This is a genomic window from Actinoplanes sp. NPDC051861, from assembly GCF_040681145.1.
GTDB lineage: Bacteria > Actinomycetota > Actinomycetes > Mycobacteriales > Micromonosporaceae > Actinoplanes.
In genome coordinates, this window is record NZ_JBFAYE010000029.1 from 1 (window position 1) to 12,820 (window position 12,820).

Annotated in this window: 14 protein-coding genes and 1 tRNA gene; 7 read left to right on the forward strand and 8 right to left on the reverse strand. The window is 66.3% G+C overall.

Translation table 11 applies throughout. The annotated features are described in order from the left end of the window. Window positions 1-653: 653 nt before the first annotated feature. Window positions 654-2,402, reverse strand: coding sequence for a metallophosphoesterase (locus AB0M02_RS42305; RefSeq protein WP_364238262.1), 1,749 nt, complete (start codon window positions 2,400-2,402; stop codon window positions 654-656). A 101-nt stretch (window positions 2,403-2,503) separates the two neighbouring features. On the opposite strand from AB0M02_RS42305, the gene AB0M02_RS42310 reads away from it, so the two are divergent. After that, window positions 2,504-2,577 (forward strand) — tRNA-Thr (locus AB0M02_RS42310). A gap of 636 nt (window positions 2,578-3,213) precedes the next feature. Here AB0M02_RS42310 and AB0M02_RS42315 read toward each other — a convergent pair. The 5 genes from AB0M02_RS42315 to AB0M02_RS42335 form a co-directional block, all read right to left on the reverse strand. After that, entirely contained in the window at window positions 3,214-3,384 is a 171-nt protein-coding gene (locus AB0M02_RS42315) for a hypothetical protein (RefSeq protein ID WP_364238102.1), read from the reverse strand. A 30-nt stretch (window positions 3,385-3,414) separates the two neighbouring features. Beyond that, window positions 3,415-3,801 carry a hypothetical protein gene (locus AB0M02_RS42320; protein WP_364238104.1) on the reverse strand — a complete coding sequence of 129 codons (387 nt, stop codon included), beginning with the start codon at window positions 3,799-3,801 and terminating at the stop codon, window positions 3,415-3,417. A gap of 201 nt (window positions 3,802-4,002) precedes the next feature. Continuing rightward, window positions 4,003-4,173 carry a hypothetical protein gene (locus AB0M02_RS42325; RefSeq protein WP_364238105.1) on the reverse strand — a complete coding sequence of 57 codons (171 nt, stop codon included), beginning with the start codon at window positions 4,171-4,173 and terminating at the stop codon, window positions 4,003-4,005. A 526-nt stretch (window positions 4,174-4,699) separates the two neighbouring features. Continuing rightward, window positions 4,700-5,239: a type 1 glutamine amidotransferase domain-containing protein gene (locus AB0M02_RS42330; RefSeq protein WP_364238106.1), complete on the reverse strand. Its 540-nt coding sequence runs from the start codon at window positions 5,237-5,239 to the stop codon at window positions 4,700-4,702. Between the two features lie 41 nt (window positions 5,240-5,280). Continuing rightward, window positions 5,281-5,736 carry a DUF2231 domain-containing protein gene (locus tag AB0M02_RS42335; protein WP_364238108.1) on the reverse strand — a complete coding sequence of 152 codons (456 nt, stop codon included), beginning with the start codon at window positions 5,734-5,736 and terminating at the stop codon, window positions 5,281-5,283. Between the two features lie 535 nt (window positions 5,737-6,271). Between AB0M02_RS42335 and AB0M02_RS42340 the strand changes: the two genes are divergently transcribed. From AB0M02_RS42340 to AB0M02_RS42360, 5 genes are all read left to right on the forward strand, one after another. Next, window positions 6,272-6,709, forward strand: coding sequence for a DUF6232 family protein (locus tag AB0M02_RS42340; RefSeq protein ID WP_364238110.1), 438 nt, complete (start codon window positions 6,272-6,274; stop codon window positions 6,707-6,709). 162 nt (window positions 6,710-6,871) lie between these two features. Beyond that, window positions 6,872-7,813 carry a helix-turn-helix transcriptional regulator gene (locus AB0M02_RS42345; RefSeq protein WP_364238111.1) on the forward strand — a complete coding sequence of 314 codons (942 nt, stop codon included), beginning with the start codon at window positions 6,872-6,874 and terminating at the stop codon, window positions 7,811-7,813. Between the two features lie 52 nt (window positions 7,814-7,865). Next, window positions 7,866-8,060 carry a DUF397 domain-containing protein gene (locus AB0M02_RS42350; RefSeq protein ID WP_364238113.1) on the forward strand — a complete coding sequence of 65 codons (195 nt, stop codon included), beginning with the start codon at window positions 7,866-7,868 and terminating at the stop codon, window positions 8,058-8,060. Between the two features lie 207 nt (window positions 8,061-8,267). Beyond that, window positions 8,268-8,468: a DUF397 domain-containing protein gene (locus AB0M02_RS42355; protein ID WP_364238115.1), complete on the forward strand. Its 201-nt coding sequence runs from the start codon at window positions 8,268-8,270 to the stop codon at window positions 8,466-8,468. A 56-nt stretch (window positions 8,469-8,524) separates the two neighbouring features. Beyond that, window positions 8,525-9,043 (forward strand): DUF6226 family protein, encoded by a 519-nt coding sequence (locus tag AB0M02_RS42360; protein ID WP_364238117.1) that lies wholly within the window; start codon window positions 8,525-8,527, stop codon window positions 9,041-9,043. 60 nt (window positions 9,044-9,103) lie between these two features. Here the strand turns inward: AB0M02_RS42360 and AB0M02_RS42365 are convergent, their stop codons facing one another. After that, window positions 9,104-10,264, reverse strand: coding sequence for a geranylgeranyl reductase family protein (locus tag AB0M02_RS42365; protein ID WP_364238118.1), 1,161 nt, complete (start codon window positions 10,262-10,264; stop codon window positions 9,104-9,106). Window positions 10,265-10,321: 57 nt separating this feature from the next. Here AB0M02_RS42365 and AB0M02_RS42370 point away from each other — a divergent pair, with 57 nt between their 5' ends. Further along, window positions 10,322-11,509 (forward strand): MFS transporter, encoded by a 1,188-nt coding sequence (locus tag AB0M02_RS42370; protein ID WP_364238120.1) that lies wholly within the window; start codon window positions 10,322-10,324, stop codon window positions 11,507-11,509. Between the two features lie 10 nt (window positions 11,510-11,519). Here the strand turns inward: AB0M02_RS42370 and AB0M02_RS42375 are convergent, their stop codons facing one another. After that, window positions 11,520-12,812, reverse strand: coding sequence for an MFS transporter (locus AB0M02_RS42375; protein WP_364238122.1), 1,293 nt, complete (start codon window positions 12,810-12,812; stop codon window positions 11,520-11,522). Window positions 12,813-12,820 lie beyond the last annotated feature (8 nt).

Below are 12,820 nucleotides of genomic sequence, written 5' to 3' on the forward strand. Positions count from 1 at the left end.
TACAACACTGCACGCAGCCACTCAGCCCTCGGAGGACACCCACCGATCACTCGACTGGCCGTGTGAACAACGTCTTCGGTCACAACATCTAGACCAGCATTTGCTCCAGTCCTGTCCATGCTCATTCGCAGGTACAACACAGCGCGAGGCATTGATGTATCGGAGGACGCGGCTTTGATGGCGCGACGCCGGGCCGCACTCTTGACGTGCGACAATCCTGTCATGCGACTAGATTAAAACTGTGCTGCTCACAAGAGAGCACCTCACGTCCGGAGCGGGGCCAACGACCACCTAGAAGTCATCCCCGCTCCGGCGCTCAACCACCACCCGAAGGCAGAGCTGAGAGCACCGAAGCTAGCCCACACCACCCCCGCGAAACACTGACAACCACCGTATGGCGTACCCCGGGCCTGCTCTCAAGACGCAGCCAGATCGCTGATCCGCGGCGAGCCTGGTCCTCTCCTCGCCCCCTTCCGGCCCGAAGACAGCGACGTATAGGTAGAAGTGCTGAGGATCCTCAGTCGGGGCCTGGACCTGCCGGTCTTCGAGGGGGATGGCGGGGCCTCTCGCTGAACCTCCGGACGCCTTTACTTCGATCTTGTGCGGTGGGCTGCTCACGTCATATGGCAGGCCGCGAAGGTGCTCAGGCCTGGTCAGGGGCGTTTGGCTCGAGGGCCGGCCACCACGATGGGCTTTTCGATTCGGTGTGCCATCAGTGGTGCCGCTGGGCGTACCCAAGGTGCTTGTGAATTTCCTGCTGGGTCTGCCTCCCATTTTTTGCAGACCTTGTTGACGCCGATCGGGTGGATGGTGAGGGTTCCGCCTGCGTCGATGTGCATTCGTAGGAAGCTCTTGGCGTCCTCGATGCCCTGGCCGGCGAACAGCTCGTTCAGGTTTACGCCGAAGCGGCCGGAGATGAGCAGGTAGAGGGCGCACAGCTGGGTTGACACGATGGCGATCAGGGGGCCGTAGACGACGGCAGCCACGACCAGGGGTCCGGGCCACTGCCAGTCGCGGAACGGGAGCTGGAGCCACACCCAGGTGCCACCCGCCGCGAGCGCGATCTGGGCCAGTCCGTGCGCTATGCCGAGGATCCAGTGGCGCGAATGTTTAGCGAAAGCGTCGGCGCCGGGTGGCTTCGCGAAGAGAACCGTTGCGGCCATGATGATGAAAAGCATGAGTACGAGCGGAATGCTGAACAGCCGCTGGATGTCCCCGCCCTGACTGGCCGCGCCGGCCATCGCCAGCATCGTCAACGTCTGGATGATTCCGAGCATCGTGGCGAACCCGGCGTTGCGGCGCGGTAGGCGATGGAAGACGCCCCAGCCCAGCTTGGTGGAGGTTTCGGCGTTCGGGAACGTGGCCGCCAGATCGTAGGGCCTGCTGCGGCTCCGGCTCCTGGTCAGCGTCTCTTTCGGCGGCACCATGATCTGGTCCGGCAGATCCTGGGTCCCCAGCGTGTACGCCCCGCCGCCGCCACAAGTGATCAGTTCCCGGTCCTCGCCGGTGTAGCGCGCGTAATGATGCAGGTCACCGGAGACCAGAACACGCACGTGCGCCTGAGTGGGTGCCAGGATGGTCCGGATGAAGTAGTCGACCGCGTCGTACGCCTCCGGCTTGTCGACGGCCTTCACCCAGGTCGGCGACGGCGTCATCAGAATGACCCGGTCGTCCGGCCCGACCTCCCGCGCCGCCTTCTCGAAATAGAGCAGCTGAGGGTCGTCGATGTACGCCCCGAACTGCTCGTCCACGGCGAACAGCCACCAGTTCGCCGGAAGCTTCACCGCGAAATACGAGCGGCGCTGCTCGGTACGCCAACCGCCGATGTGGCCGTCCTTGCGCCGGGCGAAGAGCCGTAGGAAAGCCGTCAGGCCGTCGTACCAATCATGGTTTCCCGGCAAAGCGAAAAGCGTGGGTCGCGGCACCCCAGCCGGCGCCTCCGGCAAGGCCGCGCGATACGGGCCCTTCATCCGATTCTCGTAGCCGTCGCCGCTGGCCAGCGGATAGACCTGGTCGCCACCCATCAGGAGCAGCCGCCCGCGCGGCAATTTCTCCCCATCGATATCCAGCTCGGACTGGGCCAGAAGGTACGCCACCGAATAGGTGGCGTCGAACCCGTCACCGAGGTCCGCCACGTAATCCAGCCAGATGTCGCCGTCCGCCGTCGCCGAGTGATCGAAAAAGTCACCGTCCAACGCGTTCTGCAGCTCGCGCTTGTCCAGGTAGGCACCGAACAGGATCGCCAGCAGCGCCCGCAGCCCTGTGCTGAGCAGCAGCAATGGAGCAAGCCAGCCGATCGGCGCCTTGGGCGTGAACCCGAGCTCCTGCGGATCGAGAGTGCGGGGCCGGTCAGGCACAGTCGGCTCGGACTCGGCCGGACCCTGATGGGGAGCGATCGCCATCGACTTATCCTCCGTCACGACATGCACACTAGTCACGAGGTACGACATCAGGCGTCCCCCGCCAAGCCGGAAAGGTCGATGCCGTACACTTGGTTCTCGTTGCCGCCTTAGCTCAGTCGGCTAGAGCGACGCACTCGTAATGCGTAGGTCGACGGTTCGATTCCGTCAGGCGGCTCTGTGAGAAACCCCAGGTCATCGGCCTGGGGTTCTTCGTTTGGTGAGGTCTGTGACGGGGTTCGGAAAGCCCGCAGTCCGCAAAATAGTCCGCGTTACGCGCCGTGGCCGCCTCATCCAGCCTTGTAGCGACCGTGTCCAGGTCGTCGCCGAAGAGGCCCGCGTAGACGTCGAGGGTCATGGCTGCGGAGGCGTGGCCGAGCATGCGCTGAACGGCCTTCACGTTCGCGCAGGCGGCCACGGCGAGCAGCTCGCTACGTACCTCGCTGAACGCGACCGCCACGGTTACCCTGCGCCGGAGCAGGTCCAAGCGGCTGACCCGGAGTGCGGACATCTCGCCCCCAGCGCAACCCTGTTTATGCCAGGAAGCGGACGAGCGGGCCGTATGGTTCGCAGGCGTCCGCTAGCTCTGCCACCTGGTCGTGGTCCAGGAAGACCGGTTCCTCTCGATACCCGAGGCAGCCGGACGCCCTCAGCGGGGTTCCGAGAGATTCGCTCGCGAGCTCTGAGGTCGTGCAGGATGCGCACCGGTCGACCGTGTCGGGCAGCGGCTTGAGTTTGCGCGCAGCCGCCGCAGGTACGCCATACGGTGGTTGTCAGTGTCGCTACGCGGGCAGCGTCGACTCACTTGGGCATCTCAGCCCTTCCTTCTGAGGTGGCGGTTGAGCGCCGGAGCGGGGATGACTTCTAGGCGATTGTTGGCCCCGCTCCGGACCGACCAGGCCAGCCGTGCCCGGCACTTGCCGGTCCCCCTGCACTTCTGCGAGTCCACATAGGGCGTCAGCGTCACGTCGATGAACTCCACCATCGGTGGATCCCCCGGTGCTTGACTTGGAGGTCATACCGCAGCCGGGCCCTGATCGTCGAAAATGTCGCCATGGGTCATGAGCACCGCACCTTTCATAACCCTCCGACCGCAAGGCCGGACGATGTACGGATGGCCTTGGACCGTGAGGACATTTCCGGTGCCTTGGACGCCATGGTCGGATGCGCGCTGTACGGCGACGGCGACTGGAGAGAGGCGCAGGACCTCTACTTGGCCCTGCTCGATCATGAAGACCACCAGGTCCAGGCGCTCGCCGCTACCTGCCTGGGGCACGTGGCGAGGGTTTACGGCCGACTTGACGAGGATCGCGTAGTCGCGGCGCTTCGTCAGGCACGTGCTCGGCCCCACGTCCGGGGGACTGCTGGCAACGCACGGGAGGATATCGAGGTCTTCTTGCATCCTCGGCGTGCACGGTGGCGGGGACGGCTGTGCCGACTTGTCCGCCCATGGACCTGGTTCTGACGCCACCGCTTGAACGCGGGCTGAGGCAAGTGGAAGGCGAGCGTGTGGTCGCGCTGAAGTTGCTGCCGCGCCGCTTCGAGGCTTGCCCTCGAATAGGTGGTGTCGGTGGGATGGCTGAGCTGCAGGCGGCTATGACTGTCAGCGGCGGACGAGAGACCGGGTGTCGAGTTCGAGTCGGAACGGGTGCTCGGAGGTCAGGCTCGCGCCGGTCTTCACGACGGCTTCCTCGACGTAGTGGTGGCCGTCGAGGCGGTTGAGTCGCAGGGTCAGCGAGTCTGGTGCCTCGTGTTCGACCACTCCCACGCTCATCGACTAAGTCACCTCCAGCAGGTTCATAGGAAGATGCTTCCGTCCACGGTACGGCGCCTCAGGCGGCACGGTGTTCCTGTGAAGGAGCATGGTGGCGACCATGCCGCTCGACGGCCGAGCCGTGTGCCGCTGACTCTGGTCGGGAGCACGCCGAACTCCGAACCTCAAGATCGAGTAGTCCGCATTCAGTCCGCACGAAGTCCGCAGAGATAGCGGAACGCTGTCAGATCTTGGCAGGCGTTTTCCGCAGCTCAGCGGGCTTTTCGTTGGGCGAGGTCAGCGGCGCCCGGTGTTCGGCAAACGCAAGGGCCAGGAACCCGAAGTGGTTCCTGGCCCTTGCCCCCTCGAGAGGTCAGCCCCTGACCTTCGTCTTGCGTGTCGCTTCCCGGCGTCGCAGACGCAGTCTCCCGGCGCCCGGGCGTCCGGTTCCAGACCTCCTGCGAACTAATGTCCGCAGAGCGAAGGTCCCTGGCCGATCGGTCAGCTGGAAAGAGACGAAACGCTTTTGCCGCTTACAGGGTGACGCTTACGCGGCGACCTGGTCGACCAGAGCCTCGCAGAAGGCCGGAAGGTCGTCGGGATTGCGGCTCGTGATCAGGCCGCCGTCGACGAACACCTGCTCGTCGACCCAGGTCGCGCCCGCGTTCACCAGGTCGGTGCGCAGGCTGGGCCAGCTGGTCAGCGTCCGGCCGTCGACTACGCCCGCCTCGACCAGCGTCCATGGGCCGTGGCAGATCGCGGCGACCGGCTTGCCGGTGTTGACGAAGTCGCGGACGAAACGCACCGCGTCGGTGTCCGCTCGCAGGAAGTCGGGGTTGGCGACACCGCCGGGCAGGACCAGCGCGTCGTAGTCGGCGGCGTCGGCCTCGCTGACCTGCCGCTCGACCTTGTACGTGCCGGCCTTGTCCATGTGGTTGACGGCCTGGATGTCGCCTGGCTTGATCGAGATGAGTTCCGCCGTCCCGCCGGCCGTCTCGACAGCCTTGCGCGGTTCGGTGTACTCGACCTCCTCCACGCCGTCGGTCGCCAGGAAAGCCACGCGCTTTCCCTTGATCGATGCGGTCATCGTGTGTGCTCCTTCCGGATACCCCCGGGCGTCTGCCGTCTCTAGTTGCGGTTCCCGGCAACAGCGCGAGCAAACGCCGGAGCTTGGCCGGTGGCGACTTTGCCGCCGAACCAGGCGCCGTATCCGGCCAGGGCGAGTGCGAGCAGCTCGACCGCGAACAGCCCGCCGCCGATCGCGCGATCCGGCGCGCGCATCCGGAGCATCAGGATGACCGCGAAGGTCACCAGCACACCCATGTTGACGAGGGCGCGCAGCACGCCGAGACGGCGTGCACTCGGGTGGCGGACGAACGCCACGTCAACGGCGGTGGCCAGCGCCGCCAGCACGCCGGCGAACAAGCCGGCGACGAGGTTCCAGTAGGCCAGTGCGCCGAGAATGCTAGGCCCGCCCAGCAAATCGGCCATATCAAACATTGCGGCCATCGCGAAGAGACCGAGCGGGAACATCACCAATATCGGCTGCACCGCCTGGCCCGCGACAATCAATCGGCTCTCCATCCGGCTATCGCCCTTCCCACCTGCGAAAATACAGGCTCATCGCGGCATCCGGGTTTGGCCTACCCGATCGGTTCGGGGCCGAAACGCCGCGGCGCGTGCCCGAGGCGGACACCGCATCCCACCAGGGGAGCTTGTACGCAGTCTGCAACATGGCAGATTGAATGGTGGCGGGGAGCGGGGTGGCGTGCTTCACTACTGATAGAGCACAAGGGTGGAGCTGGAGGGAGCAACAAGAAGGGCAGTAACCGAAGGGCTCGCGGCAACGGGCCCTTCAAGGACTAACAACGGCACCCGGCGGCAAACGGGTGCCGTTGTCCGCCTCTAGGCAAGTTTCACGACCTAGCACGTTCGCAAGCTATGCAAGTCGCAAGCTATGCAGTTCGCAAGCCAAGCAAGTCGCAGAGCTCAGGCATCCGAACCGGCTTCCTGCTTCCAAGCTCCGTTCGTAGCAACACGAGCGAGGCGGGGATGTCCCTGGCGCCAATGGTGGCCCGCTGTTCTCCCCCTCGCAAGGAAAAGCGAAGAGGAGTTCGCCATGCGCACACGCACCTACTATGACGGACCCGACGCCAAGGTGACCGATGACCAGTTCGTCTGGCGGACCACCTCCGCACGGTTGGTATTCAACATTCACCATCTGCGTAATGTCGGCCTGGTTCAGGCGCCGGCTCGTGTCCGGCCCTTCGCCCCGCTTCTGGCCGGGGCTACGGTGTTCGCCGCGGCGGCCGGCTGGGCTTTTCTGGCGGATCCCGCTCTCTACGTGATCGCCTTCCTTGCCCTGGCCACACCCGCTGTAGTGGCCAGCTGGCGCGAACCGGGCCGCTGGGAGCTGCATGCGCAGTATCGCGGCAGCGCTGTGGTGCTCTACTCTTCGGCCGAGCCGCGAGTGTTCAACCAGGTGAGCCGAGCACTGCGGCGAGCCATGGAGGACACCCGGCGCACCTCGTGGGGTTATGGCCTGGCAGCGGCTTGACCAGGTCATTTTGCGAAGACCTCTCGGGTGAGATCTCTATTCGATCAAAACCGCCCCTTGCACCTCTCGTTCTGATAGGACAGTAATAAGATGTCCGCGACCTCGCTGCCTGCCAACTGGCAGACAGCGAGGTAGCAGTTAGCAAGACCGCCGCTACTGCCGGTGACCACAGACTTCGACGATGAAGGACTCATGGCTGAGGGCGACTCGCCTACGATCGCGCGCCGACGGGTGCGACTCGCGCTCCGTGAGGCGCGAGAGCGAGCCGACCTCACCCAAAACCAGGTCGCCGAAGAGATGGAGTGGTCTCTCAGCAAGGTGATCCGGATCGAGAACGGGGACGTCAGCATCTCCCCGAACGATCTGCGCCCGCTTTTGAATTACCTCGGCATAAAGGACAAAGCGACCATTGCGTCGCTTCTTGCGGACACCAGGATCGCGCGCACCAGGCAGCGACAGGCGTGGTATCAGACGTCGGAATTTCGCGATCAACTCACCGACTCGATGCGTAAACTGATCGAGTACGAGAGCGAGGCCGACGAGATCCGTTCCTACTCGGTCTACTACATTCCGGGTCCACTCCAGACGACCGCGTATGCGACCGCGCTGATGACCCGATACGAGGACGAACTCACCGAGGACCAACGCCGGCGGCGCATCGACGCGCGGATGCGCCGGCGTCAGGCGCTGCTCGAACGAGCCGGCAGGGACGTGCAGTTGCTGCTCATGCTCGACGAGTCGGTGCTGCGGCGGACCATCGGCGGTTCGGCCGTGTTCGCCGAGCAGTTGCAGGACCTGAAGGCACGCGCCGAGGCGGGCACGATCCGGGTGCGGATGGTGCCGTTCTCGCTCGACGCCCCGGTGACGAACAACGCCAGCTTCGACCTGCTCGCTCTGAGCGAGGGTGAAGTGCTCTACCGGGAGACCGGGCTGAGCGACGAAATGATCGAAGACCGAGAAGTGACCGCGAAACACCGCGCCCGTTACGACAAGGTCTGGCAAGAGGTCGCCAATGAGGAAGACACGATCAACTTCATCCAGCGACGGATAGAAAACCTCCTCGAGGGCGGTACGACCGGTCGTCCGCCTGGGGAAACCCGATAACCAAGGCCGCGGCCGTCTTCGCCGGTCCGGCACCAACCGTGGAAGGTCCACAATGGGAGACATGAACGTGCCCGCATGGCGTAAGAGCAGCCGTTGCGGAACGTCAACCTGCGTCGAGGTTGCCAAGGTCGACGACCAGTACCTGATTCGCGACTCGAAGAACCCTCAGGCCGCGACACTCAGTTTCACGAAGGCAGAGTGGGACGCGTTCGTCGAGGGCGTCACCGCGGGTGAGTTCCGCTTCTGATAGTCGTCGGCCAGCCCGCTCTGCGCTAAACCATTTCGACGCGGGGCGGGCCGGTCAAAAAATACTCACAAAATTCGTATTTCATCGCTAATGGACGCCGCATACCTCACATTTGAGGTGATAAGCGGCGTCGTTTCGTTTTCATTCATCCTGCGCCTTGGGCTCATTCGCTTACCGTGGACTCGAACCGTCACGGGAGGTGCATCCATGATCAAACCGACGGAAGAGCCGCGATGGCGTCGTAGCGGTCACTGTGCGAGTGGGGCATGTGTCGAGGTAGCGCGGGTCGGAGACCACTTCCTCGTTCGTGATTCCAAGCGCCCCGGATCCGCCCATCTCTCCTTCACCGAGGAGGAGTGGGACGCGTTCGTCGCGGGAGTCAAGGCCGGAGACTTCGGTTTCGAATGACTCCGCTTCTGCCGGAGCAGCAGAGTGTCGCGGGCCGAGCGCGGCATACTGCAGAGGTGGACGGCTACGCGCGCGCCACCGACATCGACCGCTTCGCTCTTCTGCATGAGGCGGCCGACGACATGCTGGACGAGTTCGCCGACCACTACCTGGTGGAGCGGCGAGAGAACAAGGAGCCGCTCGGGCTCGATGACGCGCTCGTGCGGACCGTCCGGCTCATTCCCCGCATGCCCACCGCGGCGCCACTGGCGATCCATTTCACCGACCCCGGGATCAGGATGGTTCTCGGGCGATGGTGGGCCGAATCGCTGCCGGCCTGCGCGTGTGACATCTGCGGAGAGGATCCGCGAGAACTGGTGGAAAGGCTTCGTCTCCACGCCGCCGCGTTGATCGAGGGCGGGCTCTGGGAACGCGTCAGGCGTGGAATGAGTGGGTCCTGGTTCGAGACCAGGCTGATCGGCACCGGAGTGAAATCGAGCCGCGAGGGGCCGTTGTCCGCGGCCGGGGCTCGAGAGGCACGCCGCGGCGGTTTCGCCGAGCCGGTGCAATGGGCGCCCTGGCAGTTGCGTTTCTGAAAGCCTCGACTGGGCTTCTGAAAACCTCGACGGCGCTTCTGAAGGCCTCGACGGAGGACCTCAACCGGTGGCCGGCCCGGCATCCGCGGGCCGGCCCCCGAGCATGCCCACCGCGGCCCGCATCGCGCGGTGACCCAGCACGCGGGTCATCGGCAGCTCACCGCGGCAGAATCCGGTGAACGCGCGCCAGCCGAACGGGCTGGCGAATGCGGCGTGCACCAGCGCGGGATGTCTGCCGAACAGCCCGAGCAGGCGCTGTCCCGCGGCCATCTCGGGTGCCAGACCGTCGGTGACCATCCGGTCGTACGCACTCAGGTCGCCACCCGCCGCCGCGACCGTGCCGGCCCAGGTCCCGGAGCGCAGGGCGTAGCTGATGCCCTCGCGGGTCCAGGGTTCGAGCAGTCCGGCGGCGTCGCCGGCGACGAGGATCCGACCGCGGCGCAGGGGTGCCGTGCCACTGCGGCAGCGGGTCAGGTGGCCCGAGTCCCGCAGCACCTCCCGGTCGGTGAGACCGAGGCGGGACACCAGGTCACGCAGGTAGTGGCGGGTCTCGGCGCCCCGGCCCTTCTCCATGATCACGCCGACGGTGAGCTGGTCGTCCTTCGGGAACAGCCAGCCGTATGAGCCGGGCACGGGACCCCAGTCGAGCAGCAGACGGCCACGCCACCGGGACCGGTCGGACGGTGTCGCGGCGAGTTCCACCTCGAGACCGAGATCCTGCTGGTCGAACGTGACACCGACGTGACGAGTGCTGACACCGGCGGAACCGTCAGCGCCGATCACCACGCCTGCCGTCAAGTCGCTCCCGTCGGCCAGGCTCACGGTAGCCGTACGCTCGCTCTGTGAAACGGCTCGGACCAGGCACCTCTGCCTGACCGTCGCACCCGCCCGGACCACCGCGCGCAGCCAAGCGTGATCGAAGTCGGACCGCCGCACCATGGTGACCACCGGCTTGCCGGGCGATCGGCGGGTGAAAGCCCGCCGCCCGTCATGGGTGAACGTGACCGCGTTGATCTCGTCCCGGGCTGGCACATCGAGGGTCTCGGCACTTATCCGCAGCGCGATTCCGAGCAGACCGCCGCCGCAGGTCTTGTATCGCGGGTGCTCGGCGCGCTCCAGAACGACGACCCGCGCACCGCCCGAAGCCGCCGCGTGCGCCGCCGCCAGGCCCGCGGGGCCGGCACCGATCACTGCGACGTCCCACTCAGGGTCTTCGTGCACAGGGGAAGTTTAGATACGGTCGCCAGTGAACCTTCCTCACGATTCACGGGGCGATACTTGAGCACAGTCGTGCCGACGGACCTGCGGGCCTCCACCCGAGCCGTCTACATCTCATTCATATTCCTCGGTGTGGCCATGGCGAGCTTCGCCGCTCGCATCCCGCAGATCCGCGACGAACTCGGCCTGACACCCTCCCAGCTGGGGCTGGTGCTGCTCAGCATCGCCGTCGGCTCGATCACCTCGTTGCCGCTCGCCGGGCATATCGTCGGGCGTTTCGGCTCCCGGCGCACGGTCGGCGCGACGGCTGTCCTGCTCGGAGTGGCGCTGACCGTGGTGGCGGTCGGCTACCAGTTCGGCGTGCTGCCGGTGATCGTGGGTCTCTATCTGTACGGCTTCGCGACGGGCGCCTGGGACGTGGCGATGAACGTGCAGGGCACGATCGTCGAACGTGGGCTGGAGCGGTCGATCATGCCGCGGTTCCACGCCGGGTACAGCGTGGGAACGGTTGCGGGGGCGCTGGCCGGAGCGGGTGCGGTGGCTCTCGGTATCTCGGTGACCGTGCACATGACCGTTTGCGTGATTCTGGCGGCGGCCGCCGTGGTGGCGACGGTGGGAAGCTATCTGCCGGACGACGCACCGGAGCCGACCGAGCCGGGTGGGGGTTTCGGGCGCGCGCTGTCGACGTGGCGTGAACCGCGCACGCTCCTGATCGGCGTGTTCGTGCTGGCCTTCGCGTTCACCGAGGGTGCCGGGATCGACTGGATCAGTGTCGCGCTGATCGATGACTACGGTGCGCCGGCCGCGGTGGGGACGCTCGGCTTCGCGGTGTTCCTGGCCGCCATGACGGTCGGCCGGTGGTACGGGCCGGGCCTGCTGGATCGGTACGGCCGGGTACCGGTGCTGCGTGTTCTCGCCGTGACGAGCCTGGTGGGGCTGGGGTTGTTCGTGTTCGGATTCGCCACGCCGATCGCGTTCGCCGGTGCGCTGCTGTGGGGCCTCGGGGCGTCGCTCGGGTTCCCCGTCGGGATGAGCGCCGCGGCTGACGAGCCGGCGAAGGCACCGGCTCGGGTGGCGGTGGTGGCGTCGATCGGATACTGCGCCTTCCTGGGCGGGCCGCCGTTGATCGGGTTCCTGGGGGATCACGTCACGGTGTCACGGGGGCTGCTGGCTGTGGGGATGCTGCTGGTGCTGTCGCTCGTGCTGACTCCGGCGCTGAAACCGCCCTCTCCGAGTCGCGCCTCGTAAGAGATAAACCTCAGGCGCGGTGGGCCGCGGTGGCGGCCCAGTCGTCGTCGGCGGCCTTCTTCAGGGCCATGCCGTCCTTGCCGTTGTAGCGGACCAGCTTCGGCAGGGCGGCGGCCAGGGCGAGGGTGCCGGCGACGCAGAGGACGCCGCCCATCCAGATCGAGCCGGAGACGCCCAGGCCGGTGCGGGCCATCGCGCCGGCGCGGAGCTGGCCGAGCAGGGGGCCGGTCGTGTACGAGAGCATCTCGATGCCGGCGAGACGGCCGCGCAGGTGGTCGGGGATCGTCTGGTTCCAGATGATCATGCGGAAGATGCCGGAGATCATGTCGGCGGCGCCGGCGAAGGCCAGGCAGAACAGGGTCAGCCAGAGGGTGCCGGAGAGGCCGACCCCGATGATGCCGACGCCCCAGAACGCGGCGGCGACCAGGACCATGAGCCCGTGCCGGTGCACGCGCGCGGTCCAGCCGGAACCGAACGTGGCGAGCAGGGAGCCGACGGCGGGTGCGGCGTACAGCAGGCCGAGGACCTGGGGGCCGCCGAGTTTGGTGGCCAGGAACGGGTAGAGCGCTGACGGCATGCCGAAGAACATCGCGTTGATGTCGACCAGGTAGGTGCCGAGCAGTTCGGGGCGGGACTTCGCGTACCTGAGGCCGGTGACGACGCTGCTCAGCGACGGGCGGTCGGCGGACGGCGGCGGCGGGACCGCGCGGACCAGGCTCAGGCAGACCAGCGAGACGGCGAAGGTGAGCAGGTCGAACGCGTACACCCAGGCGAGGTCGAAGCTGGCGAGCAGGATGCCGGCGAGCGGCATGCCGAAGAGCTGCGCGAACTGCATGCCGAGCGACTGCAGCGCCATCGTGGCGGGCAACTCCTCCGGCTTCACCAGGCGCGGGATCATCGCCTCCAGAGCTGGGCGCTGAAGGCCGGCCACCGCGGCGGTGAGGAAGGCCGCGACGTAGAGCAGCCAGAGATGCGGGGTCTCGGAGAGCGAGTTGATCAACAGGAGGCCGCAGATCAGGGCGAGCATCGCCTCACTGGCGCGGACCAGGATGCGGCGGTCGATGTAGTCGGCGAGCGCGCCGCCGACGAACGACATGATCAGCAGCGGGGCGAGCTCGCAGACGCCGATCAGGCCGACCATCAGCGGGTCGTCGGTGAGCGCCGCCACCTGGAACGGGATCGTGACGTAGCTGATGAACGAGCCGAAAGCCGTCACCACGCCGCCGGCGAAGACGAGCCGGAAGTCCCGGGAGGTCCGGAGCGGGGTCAGATCCAGCGCGAAGCGGCGTTTGCGGGGTGTCACGGGTGGCA